Origin of the sequence: Pedobacter heparinus DSM 2366, from assembly GCF_000023825.1 — a bacterium.
Taxonomy (GTDB): domain Bacteria; phylum Bacteroidota; class Bacteroidia; order Sphingobacteriales; family Sphingobacteriaceae; genus Pedobacter; species Pedobacter heparinus.
The window spans coordinates 3,482,345-3,501,300 of the sequence record NC_013061.1 but is presented as its reverse complement, the minus strand read 5'-3'; the positions used below and the strand labels follow the sequence as shown (position 1 = coordinate 3,501,300).

Sequence of the window (18,956 nt, the reverse complement as noted above, 5' to 3'; positions counted from 1 at the left end):
TCGCGTATGTTTCCTACCGTATCTCATTTCATAGAATACCTTTTCGGTATACAGGTTCCGCTTCCCTTCAATACATTTGGTGTTTTTGTGGCGCTGGCCTTTATTGCAGGTTATTGGGCCTTTACCAAAGAGTTTAAACGCAAAGAGGCACTGGGCATTTTACATGCGGTAAAAAAAACAATAACTATAGGCAAGCCTGCCAGTACCATTGAACTGGCTTCCAATGCAGTTTTTGGCTTTTTGATAGGGTATAAGCTGGTTTACGCACTTTTAAATTATAGGTTGTTTGTAAGCGATGCGCAAACCGTACTCTTATCCATGAAGGGAAATATATTGGGCGGCTTATGCTTTGCCGGCCTGTTTGCCTGGTGGGACTACCATGAAAAAAATAAAGCAAAACTGCCTAAACCTAAAACTGTTGAAGTAACCCAGCACCCGTATGAACTGATGGGCAACCTGATTGTATGGGCTGCAGTATGGGGCTTTTTAGGTGCTAAAATATTCGATAACCTGGAGCATTGGAACACCTTTGTGCAGGATCCGATCAACAGTTTGCTGTCGTTCAGCGGCTTAACCTTTTATGGAGGGCTCATCTGTGGTGGTGCTGCGGTATTGTACATTGCCCGGAAAAATGGTATCAAGCCATTGCATATGCTCGATATTGGTGGGCCTGGTATGATGCTGGCCTACAGTGTAGGCCGTATAGGCTGCCACATGTCCGGCGATGGCGACTGGGGTGTCGTAAATGTAAACCCAAAACCTTTCGGCTGGCTGCCCGACTGGCTCTGGGCATATACCTATCCAAACAACGTGGCCAACGAAGGTGAACGCATAGCTGGCTGTGTAGGCAAATTCTGTAATGAACTGCCTTTACCGGTTTATCCTACACCAATCTACGAGGTAGTCGTATGTTTTATCCTGTTTTTGTTCCTTTGGCGCATCCGTCACCGTATTAAGTTGCCAGGAATGATGTTCGGTATCTATCTGATGTTAAACGGACTGGAGCGCTTCTTCATAGAACTGATCAGGGTAAATACAAAATATGAAGTGGCGGGTTTAAGGTTTACACAGGCAGAAATGATCTCCAGTATGTTGTTCATTGCCGGTCTGCTGCTGGTCACCTATTCGGTCAGAAATAAAGAAAAATTAGCTAATTATTAATATCTGCAGGGTTTGAACTACGAAATATTGTGCGCAAAGGTTATTGCTATAGCCCGACTTACAGGTAATTTTATCAGGAAAGAATCCATGAACTTCGATGCTACGGCCATTGAGTTCAAAGGACTGAATGATCTGGTTTCTTATGTAGATAAAAATGCTGAAAAGCAACTGGTCAGGAATTTGACCAAACTATTGCCTGGGGCCGGCTTCATTACCGAAGAAAAGACGGTTGACCGAAAAGGCTCTACCTATAACTGGATCATTGATCCGCTCGACGGGACAACCAACTTTATCCACGGCATCCCTACCTATGCCATCAGCATTGCCCTTTATGAAGAGGCTAAGCCTGTTATTGGGGTAGTATACGAGATCAACCGCGGAGAGATGTTCTATACCTTTAAAGGGGGACAGGCTTTTCTAAATAACAAACCTATTGCTGTTTCATCCAGAACCAGACTGGCAGATTGCCTGCTGGCTACCGGTTTCCCTTATTATCAGTTCGACAAACAGTTGCAGTACATGGAGCTTTTAGCCGAAATGATGCGCAGCTGTCATGGTTTAAGAAGAATAGGGGCGGCGGCGGTAGACCTTGCCTATGTAGCCTGTGGCAGGTTTGATGCCTTTTTTGAATATAACCTCAACTCCTGGGATGTGGCAGCCGGGGCTTACCTTGTACAACAGGCAGGCGGGCATATCCTGAATTTTGAAGGAGGGGATGAATTCATTGAAAAAAGAGAAATACTGGCCAGCAATGCTTTGCTGGATGAAGAGCTGCTCTTGCTGATGCAGAAACACTTTAAATAAAACACATAAAAAAAGGGGGTCATGATAAATGATCCCCTTTTTTTATGTGTTTGTAAATCTTATAAGGCTTCAGATACCACTTCTTTCACTTCCGGTACCATACGCTGCAATAAGTTTTGTATACCCGATTTTAACGTGATGGTAGAAGAAGGGCAGCCGCTGCATGAACCCCTTAACTCTACGGTAACCACACCATCGTCGAACGATTTATAGCTGATTGCCCCGCCATCCTGTTCAACTGCCGGACGTACATAATCGTGTAAAATCTGCTGGATCTTAATTTCCAGGTCGGATCCTTCAAAAGCTGGTGCTTCGGCCGATGTATCTTCCTTGATCTTATATTCTGATTCAACCGCGCCTTTTACAAACTCTTTCAGGATAGGTTCAATATCCGCCCATTCAGCATCCTCTGTTTTAGTAACGGTTACAAAGTTACTGGCAAAAAAAACACCGTTAACAAAGCTGAACTTAAACAGTTCTTTCGCAAAAGGAGAATGTTCTGCACTTTCTTTGGTCGCAAAATCTTCACTGCCATTGATCAATAATTTATTGACCATGAACTTCATTGTAGCAGGGTTTGGGGTCTGTTCTGTATATACGTTGATCGTCATTGTCTTAATTTTTTATACAAAAATAAATAATTCATTGATGCAATTCCCTTTGCAGGTGTCTGTTTTAGGTCATATATCTTAAACAGCCCTTTTAATGCCCTTAAAAGATGCCTGTATAATTAAATGGCGTAATCTGTTTCAGTTCTGTTTTAACCGCTTCAGTTACATTTAAGCCATCTATAAAGTCGGCCATAGTCAGTGCTGTAATCTTTTGGTTGGTGCGTGTCAGGTCTTTCAAAGCTTCATAAGGGTTAGGATAGGCCTCCCTTCTCAAAACAGTTTGTATGGCCTCGGCAACCACAGCCCAGTTGTTTTCCAGGTCGGCATCAATGGCTTCCTGGTTCAGCAGCAATTTGTTTAATCCCCTTAAAGTAGAGGCAATGGCAATGCTGGTATGCGCCATGGGCACCCCAACATTCCTCAGTACAGTCGAATCTGTAAGGTCTCTTTGTAAACGTGAAATGGGAAGTTTGGCAGCAAAAAACTCAAACAGGGCATTGGCTATTCCAGCATTCCCCTCTGCATTTTCAAAATCAATAGGGTTCACCTTATGCGGCATAGCCGAAGAGCCCACTTCTCCTTCTTTGATCTTTTGTTTAAAATAGTTTTTAGAGATATAGGCCCATATATCCCTGTCCAGATCTATAATGATGTTGTTGATCCGTTTCAAAGCATCACATTGTGCCGCAAACTGGTCGTAGTGTTCTATTTGCGTGGTATGCTGTGCACGGGTCAGGCCCAGGGCCTCATTCACAAAGCGATTCGAAAAGTGGACCCAGTCTATATTCGGATAAGCAATATGGTGTGCATTAAAATTCCCGGTAGCACCACCAAATTTAGCGCTGTTGGGTATATTCTTTAAGTTGTTCAGCTGTATTTCCAGGCGTTCGGCAAATACCAGGAACTCTTTGCCCAGTTTAGTAGGCGAGGCAGGCTGTCCGTGGGTATGGGCCAGTAAAGGCACATTTTTCCATTCATTGGCCAGGTTTTTTATTTTACTGATCAACTCAGTAATTCCAGGATAATAGACCTCGTTAAGGGCAAGTTTAAAGGTAAAGGGGATAGCGGTATTGTTGATGTCCTGCGAGGTTAGGCCAAAATGGATAAACTCTTTATAATCTGCCAGCCCCAGCAGGTCAAATTGTTTCTTGATGAAATATTCTACCGCTTTTACATCATGATTGGTAATCTTTTCTGTGTCTTTGATCTCCTGGGCATGCTGGTCATTAAACTGTTCATGGATGAGGCGTAATTTCGGGTAATTACCTTTATCAAACTGATCCAGTCCGGGTAAGCCAGCCTCACATAGCGCAATAAAATATTCAATTTCTACATAGACACGGTATTTGATCAATGCAGACTCTGAAAAATATTTAGAAAGGCTTTGTGTGGTGTTTCTGTAACGGCCGTCTACCGGAGAAATTGCTTGTAGTGGAGATAAATTCATGAATGAAAGGTTTTTTACAAGCGCAAAGGTAGCAATCCTGACGGCATAAAAAAAGGCCTTGGGATACCCAAGGCCTTTTTATAAATTCATTTAGCTTAGTGAGCTGGTTTAACTTCTTCAGTTGTAGTTTTAACTGTAGTATCTTTTACAGTTGAATCAGTAACTGTAGTATCAACTGTAGTTACAACAGCAGAAGTATCAGTTAAAGTAGTATCTGTAGATTCGCCAGTTTTTTCAGATGATTGACAAGCTGCTACTGATAAAGAGATTGCTAAAGCTAAAAAGCCAAATTTAAATGCGTTTTTCATTCTAATTCTATTTTAAATAATTAATTAATTTTACAGATTAATACCCCAAAACTTAAAAGGTAACCCAGCTGTTTCAAAAAAAAGTAAAATTATTTTTAATAACCTTACTTTTATGTGTTAACAAGCTGTTTTATAGCTAGATAAATTTTGTGAGTAGCCATCCGACGGCGCAAAGATATAACTTATGTATACATTAAAGTATATTTTTTTATTTTTGTTGAGGTCGCGGCCCTGCCTGCGCACAAGTTAAAGCTCAATTTAACCTTTCCGGATAACAAGTCCTCACATCGTCCACACATCCTACACACTTTCTTCACAAAAAGGTACCTGTTTGTGGGTTTGGTGTGAAGGATAGGTGAACCAGGTGTGAAGAATGGCTTTCTTTGTGAAGAACCAGGGCTTTCCCCGCCTGTATTTTAGTAACAAAAAAGATAAGCGTTCAATGGGTTACCCGGGCATTATTCAGGTATTAAAGTGAAATACACAAAAAAAATAATTTTTTTAGCTAACATTGGGTTACCATTCACGTATAAAGGTATTAATTGGTGAGTAATAAGTTAAGCAGTTCAGTTCCAACAGATAGAGAGGTTGTTTTAGGGATTCTAAATAACTCGGAAGAAGCGCTAAATAAATTGTACACGGGATATTTCCCGATGATTTTACAGTTTATTTTAAATAACAACGGTAATGAGGATGATGCAAAAGACGTGTATCAGGAAGGCATCATCGTTTTGTACAATAAAATTAAAGGCGGTAATTTTGAATTAAGCAGTAAACTCAAAACATACATCTACTCGGTTTGCCGGAGGATTTGGTTGAAAAAGCTTTCACAGCAGAGCAGGAAATCAAATGACCTTTCAGACTTTGAAGATGTAATTGCTGTAGAAACAGATGTGGAACAGCATGAAGAAAAAGATCAGCAATTTGAAAAAATGCAGTCCGCACTTCTTCATCTTGGCGAACCCTGTAAAACCATTATTCAGGATTTTTATATAAATAACCTTTCCATGCAGGAGATCTGTGAAAAGTTTGGGTATACCAATACCGATAATGCCAAAACACAGAAGTATAAATGCCTGCAAAGGTTAAAAAAGTTATTTTTTCAATCTTAAATTGATATGAGGAACGAGTTAGAGTTAGAAGGTATAATTGAGGATTACCTGAATGGTAAACTGAATGAGGATGAAGCAAAAGCTTTTGAACAATTGCGCTTAAATGATCCTGCTGTTGATCATAAGGTAGTTGCCCATAAGGTTTTTATGGAGTCATTAAACGATTATGCAAGGGTTTCTGACCTGAAAAATACGATGAACCTGATACATGAGCAGATGGATGTAAATGCCCTGAGCAGAAAACTGGGTCCTCATCCTTCTTTTATTGTTAACCTGTGGCGTAAAAATAAAGCTGCCATTGCTGTGGCCGCATCCTTTATCCTGCTAACAGTGGTTACCATTTATTCTATACAGCAAACCACGCAACAAACAGGTTCTTATGAAAAACTGAATAAGGAAGTAAATAACCTGAGAAGTTCAACAAATAACCTGATCAGAAATGTAAAATCCAATGCACCTGCAAAACCGAATGTAAACCCCGGTAAGTTTGGCGGTACCGGCTTTGCCCTTTCTTCAAATGGTTACATCTTAACCAGTCACCATGTGATTGAAAAGTCAGATTCAGTATATGTTCAAAACTATAAAGGCGATTCTTATAAAGTGAAAATGGTTTACAGTGACCCTGTAAACGATATCGCCATCCTGAAAATTACCGACAAGAATTTTTCTCATCTTTCAGCTTTGCCTTATTCGTTGAAAAAGAGCATTGCAGGTATGGGAGAACAGGTTTATACGCTGGGCTACCCTAAAGACGATGTGGTATTTGGAAAGGGATACCTGAGCTCTAAAACGGGTTTCAATGGAGATACACTGGCTTACCAGGTAGCCATTACCGTTAATCCGGGCAATAGCGGTGGCCCCTTGCTAGACAATAACGGAAATGTAATTGGTATCATCAATGCAAAAGAAAGCAATACCGATGGGGCGGCTTTTGCAGTAAAATCCAAATACATTGCCGAAGCATTAAACGCCATCCCGCAGGATTCACTTGTGAAACGGATTGTATCTGGTAAGACCAACCAGTTGCAGGGCCTTAAACTGACCAAACAAATTGAAAAGATGCAGGACTTTGTATTTATGATTAAAGTTTATAATTAGCATTAAATAAATATAAATTTGAAGACCCCGAAACTTTAACTAAGTTTCGGGGTTTTATTTTTTATATAGATTTTTAGATATGGATTTTGGAAAGGTAGCTGCAACCGCAATTGCTGGTGTCGATTTTGCATTGCCCCCCGATGGTAAACAAACAGCCATGACCCTGAAAGGGCTGAAGCCGGTTAAAAGCCCTGATTTTTATATCGGCTGCGCCAAATGGGGCCGCAAGGAATGGGTAAATATGATTTATCCACCCAAAACAAAAGAAGCTGATTTTTTGGATGAATATGTAAAACATTTCAATTCTATAGAACTGAACGCTGTTTTTTACAGTATCCCCAATGCCGAACTGATCCGCAAATGGCGGATCAAAGCAGAAGAAAATTCAGGCAATGGCTTTGTTTTCTGTCCCAAGTTTTCCAGGACCATCAGCCATATCAAAAGGTTAAAGGATGCTGAAGTACCTACCGACCTTTACCTGTCGGGCATCTCTGAATTTGGTAAGTTCCTGGGACCCTGCTTTCTGCAGCTGGGCGATAATTTTGGCCCCAAAAACTTTGAGGTACTTGAAAATTACCTGAAACAACTGCCCAAAGACCTGGAAGTTTTTGTGGAACTGAGACATGAAGAGTGGTTCTCGGACGCTGAAATGCGTGCCAGGCTTTTTGACATGCTGGCCGGCTTAAAAAAAGGTGCGGTAATTACAGATGCAAGCGGGCGTCGCGACTGTGTGCACATGGAGCTGACCATCCCTGAAATATTTATACGCTTTGTGGGCAACGGACAGGAATTTGCAGCGTCCGACTTTGCGAGGATTGATGATTGGACGGCCCGGATAAAGACCTGGCTGGATAAAGGCCTAAAAAAGGTGTATTTTTTTCTGCACCAGCATGACGAGAAAGATACCCCGATCCTGGCCGATTATACCATACAACAATTTAACCAGCATTTAGGCGCTAAAGTAGCGGCAATCAATTTTATTGACAAACCTAAAGAAATTACAAAACAAAGAGAATTATTTTAAATACTATACTTAATTTGTAGACATTATTGGGTACCTTGTATACCTACATTATTTACACCTAAAAATATAAAATTATGAGTTTAAGAATAGGGGACACCGCTCCCAATTTTAAAGCAGACACTTCTATCGGTGAAATTGATTTCTATGAATTCTTAGGGGACAGCTGGGGTGTTTTGTTTTCCCACCCGGCAGATTATACACCGGTATGTACAACTGAGCTTGGCCGTACCTCGGCTTTGAAATCGGAATTTGAAAAAAGAAATGTTAAAGTACTGGCCTTAAGCGTAGATTCAGCAGAATCGCATAAAGGATGGATCAAGGACATCAACGAAACCCAAAATACCGAGGTCGATTTTCCGATCATCGCTGATGAGGATAAAAAAGTGGCTGATCTGTATGACATGATCCACCCTAATGCATCCGAGACCTTAACCGTGCGTTCTTTGTTCATCATATCACCGGATAAGAAAGTAAAACTGATGCTGACTTACCCTGCTTCTACAGGACGTAATTTCAATGAAGTACTCAGGGTAATCGATTCCCTGCAGCTTACCGCCAAGTATAGCGTGGCTACACCGGCCGACTGGGAAGATGGCCAGGATGTGGTGGTCATGAACAGCATTAAAACTGAGGATATTCCTGCAAAATTCCCTAAAGGGCATAAAGTGATCAAACCTTACCTGAGGACAACCCCTCAGCCAAATAAGTAAAAACCCAATAAAAAAGGGGTGTATCATCAATGATATACCCCTTTTTAAGTTTTTAGCCTAAGTTCCGGCTAAAAATACCTTCCAGCTCTTTAAATTTCGCTTTGATCTGCTGGTTCAGCTTTGGGTCAATTCCTTTCGCGGTTAACTCATCCAGTCCGCTTAAAACATACATACCCAGCTGTATGTCGCCAATTGAGGCACGCTGCAGGGCGGGCGACAGGGAAGCGATATAACCCAGCTCCGCATCTAAAAATGACAAGGTTTGTTGGCCCAGTAAGCTTGCGGTTTTCCGGTCGTTTAAATGGTTCAGGTTACTGATGGTTTCCAGTCTGTTTAGCGTGTCGTGGATAGAATAAAGTTTTAAAGGCAGTTCCCTTACACTTTTGGTCATCACCTGCTGTGCCATGGCCTTTTTACCCTCATTGATGAGGTTGCCCGCCAGTGCGTTCTGAAAAACCCAGGTGTCATTGGCTACTCTTCGGGTTTCAGGATCCAGGTACCTGGCTGTATGGAAACCTTTAAAGTTCATTTTCTGCATGGTATTGTGGTACATGACCTCAGAATTCGTTACCTGCGATTTATCGCGTTGATCATCCGCCCCCTTTTTATAGGGCAGCAGCCGGTAGGCATAACCTTCCAGGTGCAGGTATTTGTCCAGGCCGATATAGGTGTCATCAGACAACGAAGAACCAAAGTAAACCGGCCTTTCCCAGTTGTTATGCGCCAGGATATCTAAGATGGCCAGGTCGGCCTTGGTAGCAAAATCTTTCTTGAAGTCCCATTCCATCTGTGACACTACTTTATCCAGGTCTTTGGCAGCTACGGTATTTGTCCTGACCAGCTGAGCGGCATCTATACTGAGCTTTAACCTTTTGGTGGGCAGGAAGTTTTCAAAAGAGCCACCCTGCATTTCTACCTTATCTTCCTTGCTGTCTGATGTAAGTACCGCCAGCAGGTCTTTTAGCTCTACACTATCCTTAAAGCCGTAATCGATATAAGGAAAATAATCGCGTACCCCTTTCTGGTATTGATCAGGCCGCATGGCAATGGGCAGTGCTGCCGATTGGTAGGCTTGTTTTTTCATCTGGTTGATGTAATCGCTGTCGGCCAGAAATTGCAGGTTCACCACCCTTACGTCAGTTCTGATGCCTTCAACCTCCTGTGCATACCATAAGGGATAGGTATCGTTATCCGCATTGGTAAAGAGGATGGCATTGGGGGCGCAGGAGTTCAGGTAATTGCTGGCGAAATCGAGCGCCGTTTGCTTGCCCGAACGGTTGTGGTCGTCCCAGCCCTGTATGCCCATAATTGCTGGTGCGGCAAGCAGGCCCGTCAGCACAGCAATGGCCAGGCTGAGTTTAGCTGCTGCAAAACGCTGAAACAGTTCCTGAATGGCCAGCACACCAAAACCAATAAAAATAGCAAAGGCATAAAATGAACCTACATAAGCATAATCGCGTTCCCGAACCTGCATCGGGTCCTGGTTCAGGTAACAGATAATGGCCAGTCCGGTGCAAAAGAACAGGGTGGCTATAATGAGTGTAGCCTGTTTGTTTTTACGGTATACATAGATCATTCCTGCCAGTCCCAGCAGCAGGGGCAGGCCATAATATACATTGTTGCCTTCATTTTTTGTAATGGAGGGCGGGAGTTTGGCCTGATTGCCCAGGCGCAGGGCATCCATACTTTTGATCCCGGTGATCCAGTTGCCGTCGGTAAAATTACCCTGGCTATGGATATCGTTCTGCCGTCCTACAAAGTTCCATAAAAAATAGCGCATGTACATGAAACCTACCTGGTAGGTGCTAAAGAAGCTCAGGTTTTGCGCCAGGTTCGGGCTTTCATTTTCCCCAAGCCCCAGCCATTGCCGGTAAAAGGCGATGTGATTGGGTTTCTGGCTATAGGTGCGCGGGAAGATCAGGTTTTTATCGTATTCGGCCTTATATGTTTTACCCGATTCTTCATATTTATCAGCTCCCTTTCTATATTCGGTACCCGTTTCTTTAATGCCGGTTTGCCCGGCGTCAAAAGTACGGCCATACAGCAATGGCGTATCTCCGTAATTGGTGCGCCCAAGGTAGCCATACAGGGAAAAAGGATTGTCGGGATTGGACAGGTTGATGTTCGGTTTGGCATTTGCCCTGATCACGATCATGAAATAGGAACTGAAGCCAAAAAGCACAAAGGCAAGGCATACCAATGCCAGGTTAAGCTGATATTTTTTGTGTTTAACAGAATAGTAAATGCCATAGGCAATCAATAGAACTATCAGAAGTATAAAACTCATGGCGCCGGTACCAAAACCAAGGCCCAGGGTGTTGACAAAGAAAAGATCGGCCTGTGCGGCACTCAGCACCAGATATTGTACAATGGCAAACTGTACCAGGCCTACCAGCAAGCAGCCAAATAACAATGCCTTAAACGTTCCCTTCAGGCCAGGCTTTGCCGTTGTTTTAAAATAGTGTACCAGTACTATGGCCGGAATGGCAAGCAGACTCAACAGGTGCACACCTATCGACAGGCCCACCATGAAGGCGATAAACACCAGCCAGCGGTTGTCGGGCTCATTTTCCCATTTTAGTATGGCCCAGAATACTATGGCCGTAAACAGGGTAGACAGGGCATACACTTCGGCCTCTACGGCCGAGAACCAAAAGGTATCTGAAAAGGTATAGGCCAGCGCACCAATGGCACCCGCCGCTATGATGCTCAGGATCTGGGTATTGCTTTTCTTTTCAGGGTAAAGTTTGGTGGCAAGTGCAGTAATGGTCCAGTACAGGAACATAATGGTTGCGGCGCTAAACAGTACTGAGCTGAAGTTGATCCAATAAGCAATTTTAGTGGTATTGCCCATTGCCAGCAAAGAAAAGAGTTTGCCAATCATCAGGAACAAAGGCGCACCGGGCTGATGGCCCACTTCTAATTTGCTGGAAGCGGCAATAAATTCACCGCAGTCCCAGAAACTCAGTGTAGGCTCCATGGTAAGCCAGTAAACTACGGCGGCTATGCCAAACAGTATAAATCCGGTAAGGTTATTCAGGCGTTGGTAGGAGATCATGATTTGATTTTTGATTTAGGGTTAATCAAAAATAATTAAATCATTAGGATACAATTCTTTGCAAGTGTTAAAGTTTGTTAAAGAATGTTAAAAAATGGTGTTGCAAAGCTTTTGTTGATTAAAAGTAGGGGAGATCCTGGTTTTGGCCGACTAATAATGTTGTACAATGCTGGCATCAATGACCACATAACCTTCGCTCTTGCTGCGGGTAAAAATAAGGAACTGCTCATTGTCGGCTTTGATCTTATACTTTTTGACCAGGTTTTCGGCCTTGTCCCGGTAATTTCTGACGATGACATTTCCGTACAGCTGCTTTTCTTTTTTGAGCTCGCCCGGACTGATGCAGCGGTTGATCTTAAATATCCTTCCCGGGAAACGGTCATTTACCAGTTCGCAAGTATAAAGCTGGGTTTGGGTATCTAATTTTTTCAGGCCATAGGCCTGTGCGATCAGGTTAAAGGCCCCGCTTTTCAGCAAGGCAACATCGGGCTCGTACAGATAGCCCGACGGATTTCCCGCAAGCAGCTGTGCATGGCTGCTTTCTTCATCCCCCCTGTAAAAACTGAAACCTTTATGGGGCCCGTTCAGCATGCGGCAAACAATTTTAACCGGCGGCGTGGCTTTTTTTTCCATCACCCAAAGCAATTCCTTCAGTTCATTCCGCAGACTTACGATGTGAATTTCTGCTACGTTTTTGAGTTCCTTTAAACCGGCAGTAAGGTCAAGCAGGGGAGCGGTTTTAACAATAATGCGTTGAGCGCAGGACAGCAGTAAATCCAGGTGTTCCACCACATTGGGTGTACAGTCCTTCAGCATAAAAACTTTTCCGGCTGTGCTTCTTCTGGCAGGATCGATATAAATGGAATCGTATGGCTTTCCACTGGTTTTAAGAAATGCAATGCCATCGATGGCCAGAAACTGTATGTTCGTCAGTCCCAGTACCTGGGCATTGTGTGCCGCTATTTCAGACAGTTCAGTATTGATCTCGCAATGGGTTACCGTTTTCAGTACCCTGGCAAAATAACAGCTGTCTACCCCAAAACCCCCGGTAAGGTCAATCAGGTTATCGCCAACCGCCAGTCCCGCTTTATAAGCAGCTGTAGTTTCAGAAGAACATTGTTCAACAGAAAGGACTGGGGGGTAATAAATGCCCTCCTGCCTGTACCAGGAAGGTAATTTTTTAAAGGATTTGTTTTTTGCGGCAATCTGCCCGGCCAGTTCCCGGGCATCCACTTCCTTAAAGGGACTTTTGGCCATAGCCATTTTATGTACATCCTCAGTTAGGTGTTTGCTGATGTATTCCTGAACGGCTTTATCTAAAATGTGCTTGTTCAATAGCCTGTTTATTCCGTTTTTACTTTGTCGCGCATTACAATCTGGCAGGTATTCCTGCTTTTCACTTCCAGAAGTATGTTTTTATTTACCGTAACCCGATCTATGGTTTCCTGGTTGTAATACCTGATGGTCACCAGCTCTACACCGGTATTGTATTTTACCTTATAGTGCCTGGACAGGTCGGCCATTAAATGCTCCAGTTTCAGTGCATCATGGTCAAAGCTGATGGAGAAACTGATGGCCGAGTTGAGCATGGTATTGATTTTAACCCGGTGTTTATGGAAAAGGCTGAAAATATCGCTCAGGTTCTCTTCAATGATGAAAGAAAAATCTTTTGGAAAAATAGAGATCAGCGCCTGGTTTACCTTAAATATAAAGGAAGGGACAGGCAGGTGGTTCTTCAGGTCTGTAATGTCGGTACCCTCGGCTTCAGGATGCAAAAAAGAGCGTACGTATAAAGGAATGCTTTTGTTCTGGATAGGCTTGATGGTCTTGGGATGGATAATGGTTGCCCCATAATAGGCCAGCTCTATTGCATCATGATAAGAAAGCTGCGGGATCCTTTCTGTCTCATCAAACCATTTTGGGTCGGCATTTAATACGCCCGGTACATCTTTCCATATGGTAAGTGATGTTGCATTTAAGCAGGCAGAAAATATGGCCGCCGAATAATCAGAGCCATCACGGCCCAGCGTAGTGGTAAAATTTTCACTGGTACTGCCAATAAAACCCTGGGTAACCGCTATGTTTTGCTGCAGCAATGGCACCAGGTTCTTGCTGATCTCCGCTTCAGTCTTGTCCCAGTTTACCAATCCCTCGCGGTAGGTATTGTCGGTATGCACATAGTTGCGGGCATCCAGCCATTTTACATCACTGCGTAAGGTGGCCAGCCATGCGGCCAGTATTTTAGAAGAGACAATCTCGCCGATAGATACGATCTGGTCGTAAATGTAATCGGCCGCATCATCGGGTTCTTCTTCAATCAGCCAGTCTATTTCTACAAAGGTGTTCATCACCTCGTCATATACCGGATGGTTATGGTCGGCAAACAATTGGTGCAGCACATTGAAATGATACAGTTTAATGTTTTCAAATATTTGCTGCATGTCGTCCTGGCCATTCAGATATGCCCTGTACAGGTCTTCCAGCTGGTTGGTTATTTTGCCCATGGCAGAAACCACCACCAGCAGTTCATTGCCGCTATGACTGTTGATAATAGATGAAACGTTTTTTATTCCTTCGGCATCTTTTACAGATGCGCCACCAAATTTAAATACTTTCATCTGTTAATCTCTAGGGTTTAATAAGCTGTTGGGTCTTGCAATTTCTTTCAGTTCGGCAAAGGGGATCAGCAGTTCAGTTGTGCCATAAGCATAGGCTTTGATCTCGTACGGATTGTAAAGAAACTTTAATCCTTCTTTGGTGATGGTGAAATTCTGGTTCAGACTGAACTTATCGTTTTCAAAAAAATAATTGTCTTTCAGGCTTGCTGAGGGCGGAATCTTTTCATTTTTTCTGAAGATCTTTTCTGCTACTGCCGTTAAAGCGGGCATACTTCCGGGCTTGATCAGCGTGTCGAGCACAATTTCCTGGTGACTTACCGGATCATAGTTCAGGTAGGTAAAAACAGTGTTGGGATGTGCCCCGCCTTCGTAATTGATAAAGGTGTATAAAAAGGACAGGTAACGGGGCTGCCGGGCAGCAACTTCTACCTTGCCATTCATAAACCAGGTTTGTGCATAATCCTTGTTTTCCTTACTGAAATCATCAAAGTTCTTCACAAAGGCTTCACTAAAATCCTGATAAGAACTGTAATGTTCACCTTCATTGGCGGAGTTCATTACTTTTTGTTCAATAAACTGGTTTATTTTCTGATCGGCAAATACAGGGTAAGAGAGCACTGCTTTTGTAGTGTCCTTTACATTTTCGCTGCTGATGGGGTGCTGACTGTAAACTTTTACGGAGTCGTACTTAAAAGAGAGCTGTTCTGCAGCGGCAATGATGGTCGAATCTGTATTGCTGCCAGCTTTTTGTTCGCTCTGGCATGCCGCAAAACTGGCCGCCACCAGCAATATATATAGTTTTTTCATTGGCATATGTTTCATGTATTTTGCAGTTCGGCCAATTTTTCTGTCGAAAAAGCGGCATTTAACCAACCTGCTTCAAGCTGTGCATTGTATTTATTGTAAAAATTAATGGCCGGCTGGTTCCAGTCCAGCACCTGCCAGCTCATGCCTTTAAAGCCCTTTTCTCCGGCCTCTTTAATGACGGCTTCAAAAAGCAGTTTTCCGATCCCTTTGCCCCTGTAGGCTTCTGTTACAATAAAATCTTCCAGGTACAGGCGGCGGCCTTTCCAGGTCGAATACCGCGTATAATAAATGGCAAACCCTGCAATAAAGCCATCTTCTTCTGCTATAAAAGCGTCCCAAACCTTGGTTTTGCCAAAACCCGCATCAATAAATTCGTCCAGTGTTACGGTTACTTCTTCCGGTGCCTTTTCATAAACGGCCAGTTCATTTACCAGTTCCAGCAATCTGGCACAATCTTCTTTTACTGCTACTCTTATATTTATGCTCATTCTACTGTATAATGTTTAATCCGTCTTTTTCCAAAAATACTGCTGCCTATGCGTACCATGGTGCTGCCCTGTTCAACGGCCAGTTTATAATCGCCCGACATGCCCATAGAAATCTCCTTAAAATGAGCAGTCTTTCTAAAAAAGCTTAGTTTAATCCCGTCAAACAGCACTTTAAGTTCATGAAACTCATCTGATGTTTGTTTTTCCAAAGCATGGTTACTGGCTATGCCCATTACCCCGGTAATGCGCACGTTTTTCATGGCTTCAAATTCTTCCGAACGCAGCAGTTCTATCGCTTCGTCAAAGCCCAGCCCAAACTTGGTATCCTCATCTGCAATATAGATCTGCAGCAGGCAATCGATCACCCTTTTGTTTTTTGCCGCCTGCTTATTGATCTCGGCCAGTAATTTTAAACTGTCAACAGATTGGATCAGGCTGATAAATGGTGCTATGTATTTCACCTTATTGGTCTGCAAATGACCGATCAGGTGCCATTCAATATCCTGCGGTAGTTTAGCTTGTTTATCAACCAGTTCCTGTACAATGTTTTCTCCAAATATCCTTTGTCCGGCATTATAGGCTTCTAAAACTGCATCGGCTTCCTGGTACTTGGAAACTGCAATTAATTTAACACCTGCCGGGTCCAGTTCGCTTTTATATTTTAATAAGTTATCTGCTATACTCATTTATCAGTATTTTTGGTAAAATTAATAACCTTAGCGAACTTTGTCTAAGAAATAATGATGTTTTAACATAATGAGGAAAATTCTGTATAGCATAGTTGTTATTTTTTCTGTTTCTGGCTGTAAACCGGGTATACCCAAGGATATCATACAGCCGGATGAGATGGCTATGGTATTGCACGATATCCATCTGACAGATGCAGTTGTTAACAATGTGGGCCGCCCCGATTCGGCCAAAATGATTGCAGCCGCCTATTACAAGGGGATTTATAAAAAATACAATATAGACTCGGCATTGTACAGTCGCAGTATGGCCTATTATTACGATGATCCTAAAGTCTTAAGCGCAATTTACGGTAAGGTAGTGGGCGAGCTGAAAAAAGAAATGAATGTCATTGAAAAAGCCGATTCACTGCTGAATGCAAATGAGGTATTAAAGATAAGACGAAAGGCATTGCAGGACTCTACAAGAAAGGCAGATTCTCTTTTTTGGGCCAACTTTTTGTTAAGAGATTCTGCCAGGAGCCGCGATTTGCCGGTTGAAAGCAGGGAGGTGATCAAATTAAAGATGGGCTACAAGGGGCCAAAAGATTTAAAATAAGTATGTTATATCCGGAGAATTGTTTGGAGCGTTTGGGTTTTAATGAGGTAAAACAGCTTATCCACAAACATTGTTTAAGCCCGATGGGGCAGCAAATGGTGGCAAAAATGCAGGTGATGGCCAAGTTTGACCAGATCAACAAATTTTTGCGGCAAACGCAGGAGTTCAAAAGTATTCTTGAAAACCAGGAACCTTTGCAGATCAGTACCTTTTTTGACATTAAAAGTCTGGCCGATAAGATCAGGGTAGAAGGCACTTACCTGGTAGAAGAAGAGCTGCACCAGATGTACGCCTCTTTGCAAACGGTGTTTTCGGTATTGCGCTTCTTTGAAGAACGTGCCGCTGTTTATCCCAATCTGGAAGCTTTGTTTGAACACCTTCCGGTAGAAAAAAATATCCTTAAAAAGATTGAAACCGTACTTGACCCAAAGGGTAAAATAAAACCAAATGCTTCGCCGGCACTGCAAAACATTATTGGCGATATTGCCAAAGCAGAACAGGATGTGCGTAAGCGGATGGACTCGATCTATAAGCAGGCGGTAAGCAACAACTGGGTGGCCGATGGCAGTCTGACCATCCGCGATGGCAGGATGTGTATCCCTGTGCTGGCCGAAAACAAGCGTAAGCTAAAAGGCTTTGTACACGACGAATCGGCAAGCGGACAAACGGTTTACATTGAACCGGAAGAGGTTTTTACCTTAAACAATAAGCTCAGGGACCTGGAGTTTGACAAGCGCAGGGAGATCATCAGGATACTGATTGCGCTGACCACTGAACTGAGGCCTTATACACCTTTGCTGCTGTCGTACCATGGTTTTTTAACGAAACTTGATTTTGTAAGGGCAAAAGCCTTGTTTGCCATTGATGTAGAGGCCGATATGCCGGTACTGATCAATGCGGCAAAAACCAGGCTGGTCAATGCCAGGCACCCTTTATTGTATCTTTCCTTTAAGGAAGACAAAAAAACGGTGGTGCCTTTGAACATCCACATCAACGAGGAACTGAGAATTGTACTGGTATCCGGCCCCAATGCCGGAGGTAAATCGGTATGCATGAAAACGGTGGGCCTGTTGCAGTTAATGGTACAGTCGGGCTTACTGATCCCCGTTCATGAATCCAGTGAGGTAGGAATATTCGACAATATATTTGCAGATATTGGTGACGACCAGTCGATAGAAAGTGATTTGAGTACCTACAGTGCTCATTTAACCAAAATGCGCTATTTTGTGGCCCATGCCACACCAAAATCGCTGGTACTGATCGATGAGTTTGGTACAGGTACTGATCCGCAGTTTGGCGGACCAATGGCCGAGGCGGTGCTGGAAGTGCTGAACAATAAAAAGGCAAGGGGGGTAATCACTACCCACTATTCCAATTTAAAGTTGTTTGCTGGCAATACACCCGGACTGGAAAATGCCTCTATGTTGTTTGACAACGACCGGATGAAGCCCCTGTATATATTGGAGATTGGCAAGCCCGGTAGTTCTTATGCTTTTGAGATAGCCCAGAATATAGGCCTGCAAAAGGAAGTGCTGGATTTGGCAAGGGCCAAAACAGGCACCAACCAGAACAGGATAGACAGTTTGCTGGTAGACCTGGAACGCGAGAAAAAACAGATCTACGATACCAAACTGAATTTATCTAACCAGCAGAACAAGGTAAAAAACCTGGTGGCCGAGAATGAAAAGCTGAAGGCTTTTCTGGACGACAATAAAAAGATACTGATCAAAGAGGCCAAGCTGGAAGCACAGAACATCATTAAAAATGCCAATAAGCTGGTTGAAAATACCATTGCCGAAATTAAGGAAAAGCAGGCCGATAAAGCGGTAACCAAACAGCTGCGGCAAAACCTGCAACAGGTGCTGGTGCAAAACCAGGTACGGGAAGACAAAAAGCCCGAGCCGGTTAGCCCTTTAAACTTAAATACACCAATAGAAGTAGGCGATTGGGTGCAGCTGAAGGACAGTGAAACCACAGGCCAGGTACTGGAGATCAACAGGGACAACCTGGTGCTTGCGCTGGGCGACCTGCGTTCGGTGCTCAAAAAGAACAGGGTATTTAAGATCAGCAACAGGGAGGCTAAAAAAGCCGCACAGCGGAATTCTTATACCGGCAGCGTTGCTGAGGCCATCAGTAATTTTAATGCCGAACTGGACCTTAGGGGCATGCGGGGTGAAAATGCTTTGCACGAGGTAGAAAAGTACCTGGACAAATCCATTATGCTTGGTTTTCCTTTTGTAAAGCTCATCCATGGTAAGGGGGATGGTATTTTGAGAAAGCTGATCAGGGATTACCTGAAAAAGTACAGCCAGGTGAACAGGGTAGAGGATGAGCATGCCGACAGGGGTGGCGATGGGATTACTTATGTTTATTTTAATTAAACATATTTAAAATGAGTGTGTTATATTTAAGGTAACCCAATTTAT

Annotated in this window: 17 protein-coding genes; 8 read left to right on the top strand and 9 right to left on the bottom strand. The window is 43.2% G+C overall.

Annotated elements, in window-relative coordinates:
- The first annotated feature begins 6 nt into the window (after window positions 1–6).
- A complete protein-coding gene (locus tag PHEP_RS14555; RefSeq protein ID WP_015808744.1) occupies window positions 7–1,161 on the top strand; it encodes a prolipoprotein diacylglyceryl transferase in 1,155 nt (384 codons plus the stop codon).
- A gap of 12 nt (window positions 1,162–1,173) precedes the next feature.
- Window positions 1,174–1,965, top strand: a complete 792-nt coding sequence (locus PHEP_RS14550; protein ID WP_015808743.1) for an inositol monophosphatase family protein — start codon at window positions 1,174–1,176, stop codon at window positions 1,963–1,965.
- Between the two features lie 59 nt (window positions 1,966–2,024).
- Here the strand turns inward: PHEP_RS14550 and PHEP_RS14545 are convergent, their stop codons facing one another.
- The 3 genes from PHEP_RS14545 to PHEP_RS14535 all read right to left on the bottom strand — a co-directional run bounded on the left by PHEP_RS14545 (window position 2,025) and on the right by PHEP_RS14535 (window position 4,331).
- Window positions 2,025–2,576, bottom strand: a complete 552-nt coding sequence (locus PHEP_RS14545) for a NifU family protein (protein ID WP_015808742.1) — start codon at window positions 2,574–2,576, stop codon at window positions 2,025–2,027.
- Between the two features lie 100 nt (window positions 2,577–2,676).
- Complete coding sequence (purB, locus tag PHEP_RS14540) at window positions 2,677–4,023, bottom strand: adenylosuccinate lyase (protein ID WP_015808741.1); 1,347 nt, start codon at window positions 4,021–4,023, stop codon at window positions 2,677–2,679.
- Window positions 4,024–4,118: 95 nt separating this feature from the next.
- Window positions 4,119–4,331 carry a hypothetical protein gene (locus tag PHEP_RS14535; RefSeq protein ID WP_015808740.1) on the bottom strand — a complete coding sequence of 71 codons (213 nt, stop codon included), beginning with the start codon at window positions 4,329–4,331 and terminating at the stop codon, window positions 4,119–4,121.
- 545 nt (window positions 4,332–4,876) lie between these two features.
- Here PHEP_RS14535 and PHEP_RS14530 point away from each other — a divergent pair.
- The 4 genes from PHEP_RS14530 to PHEP_RS14515 all read left to right on the top strand — a co-directional run bounded on the left by PHEP_RS14530 (window position 4,877) and on the right by PHEP_RS14515 (window position 8,275).
- Window positions 4,877–5,443, top strand: coding sequence for an RNA polymerase sigma factor (locus tag PHEP_RS14530; RefSeq protein WP_015808739.1), 567 nt, complete (start codon window positions 4,877–4,879; stop codon window positions 5,441–5,443).
- 6 nt (window positions 5,444–5,449) lie between these two features.
- The gene (locus PHEP_RS14525) at window positions 5,450–6,541 is read left to right on the top strand and encodes a S1C family serine protease (RefSeq protein WP_015808738.1); all 1,092 of its coding nucleotides are present in this window, start codon (window positions 5,450–5,452) and stop codon (window positions 6,539–6,541) included.
- A 79-nt stretch (window positions 6,542–6,620) separates the two neighbouring features.
- Entirely contained in the window at window positions 6,621–7,565 is a 945-nt protein-coding gene (locus tag PHEP_RS14520) for a DUF72 domain-containing protein (protein ID WP_015808737.1), read from the top strand.
- 74 nt (window positions 7,566–7,639) lie between these two features.
- Entirely contained in the window at window positions 7,640–8,275 is a 636-nt protein-coding gene (locus tag PHEP_RS14515) for a peroxiredoxin (protein ID WP_015808736.1), read from the top strand.
- A 52-nt stretch (window positions 8,276–8,327) separates the two neighbouring features.
- On the opposite strand, the gene PHEP_RS14510 is transcribed toward PHEP_RS14515, so the two are convergent.
- The 6 genes from PHEP_RS14510 to PHEP_RS14485 form a co-directional block, all read right to left on the bottom strand.
- Complete coding sequence (locus PHEP_RS14510) at window positions 8,328–11,333, bottom strand: glycosyltransferase family 117 protein (protein WP_015808735.1); 3,006 nt, start codon at window positions 11,331–11,333, stop codon at window positions 8,328–8,330.
- 150 nt (window positions 11,334–11,483) lie between these two features.
- On the bottom strand, window positions 11,484–12,668 hold the full coding sequence (locus PHEP_RS14505; RefSeq protein WP_015808734.1) for a THUMP-like domain-containing protein: 1,185 nt from the start codon (window positions 12,666–12,668) through the stop codon (window positions 11,484–11,486).
- 8 nt (window positions 12,669–12,676) lie between these two features.
- Window positions 12,677–13,951, bottom strand: a complete 1,275-nt coding sequence (locus PHEP_RS14500; RefSeq protein ID WP_015808733.1) for an aspartate kinase — start codon at window positions 13,949–13,951, stop codon at window positions 12,677–12,679.
- Between the two features lie 3 nt (window positions 13,952–13,954).
- Window positions 13,955–14,758 carry a DUF3298 and DUF4163 domain-containing protein gene (locus tag PHEP_RS14495; protein ID WP_238326484.1) on the bottom strand — a complete coding sequence of 268 codons (804 nt, stop codon included), beginning with the start codon at window positions 14,756–14,758 and terminating at the stop codon, window positions 13,955–13,957.
- Between the two features lie 11 nt (window positions 14,759–14,769).
- On the bottom strand, window positions 14,770–15,246 hold the full coding sequence (locus PHEP_RS14490; protein WP_015808731.1) for a GNAT family N-acetyltransferase: 477 nt from the start codon (window positions 15,244–15,246) through the stop codon (window positions 14,770–14,772).
- Window positions 15,243–15,932 (bottom strand): YggS family pyridoxal phosphate-dependent enzyme, encoded by a 690-nt coding sequence (locus PHEP_RS14485; RefSeq protein WP_015808730.1) that lies wholly within the window; start codon window positions 15,930–15,932, stop codon window positions 15,243–15,245. Before PHEP_RS14485 ends, PHEP_RS14490 begins: the two co-directional genes overlap by 4 nt.
- Before the next feature lie 70 nt (window positions 15,933–16,002).
- On the opposite strand from PHEP_RS14485, the gene PHEP_RS14480 reads away from it, so the two are divergent.
- Together PHEP_RS14480 and PHEP_RS14475 are read left to right on the top strand one after the other, a co-directional pair.
- Window positions 16,003–16,530, top strand: a complete 528-nt coding sequence (locus PHEP_RS14480; protein WP_015808729.1) for a DUF4296 domain-containing protein — start codon at window positions 16,003–16,005, stop codon at window positions 16,528–16,530.
- A gap of 2 nt (window positions 16,531–16,532) precedes the next feature.
- Entirely contained in the window at window positions 16,533–18,911 is a 2,379-nt protein-coding gene (locus PHEP_RS14475) for an endonuclease MutS2 (protein WP_015808728.1), read from the top strand.
- Window positions 18,912–18,956: the final 45 nt, after the last annotated feature.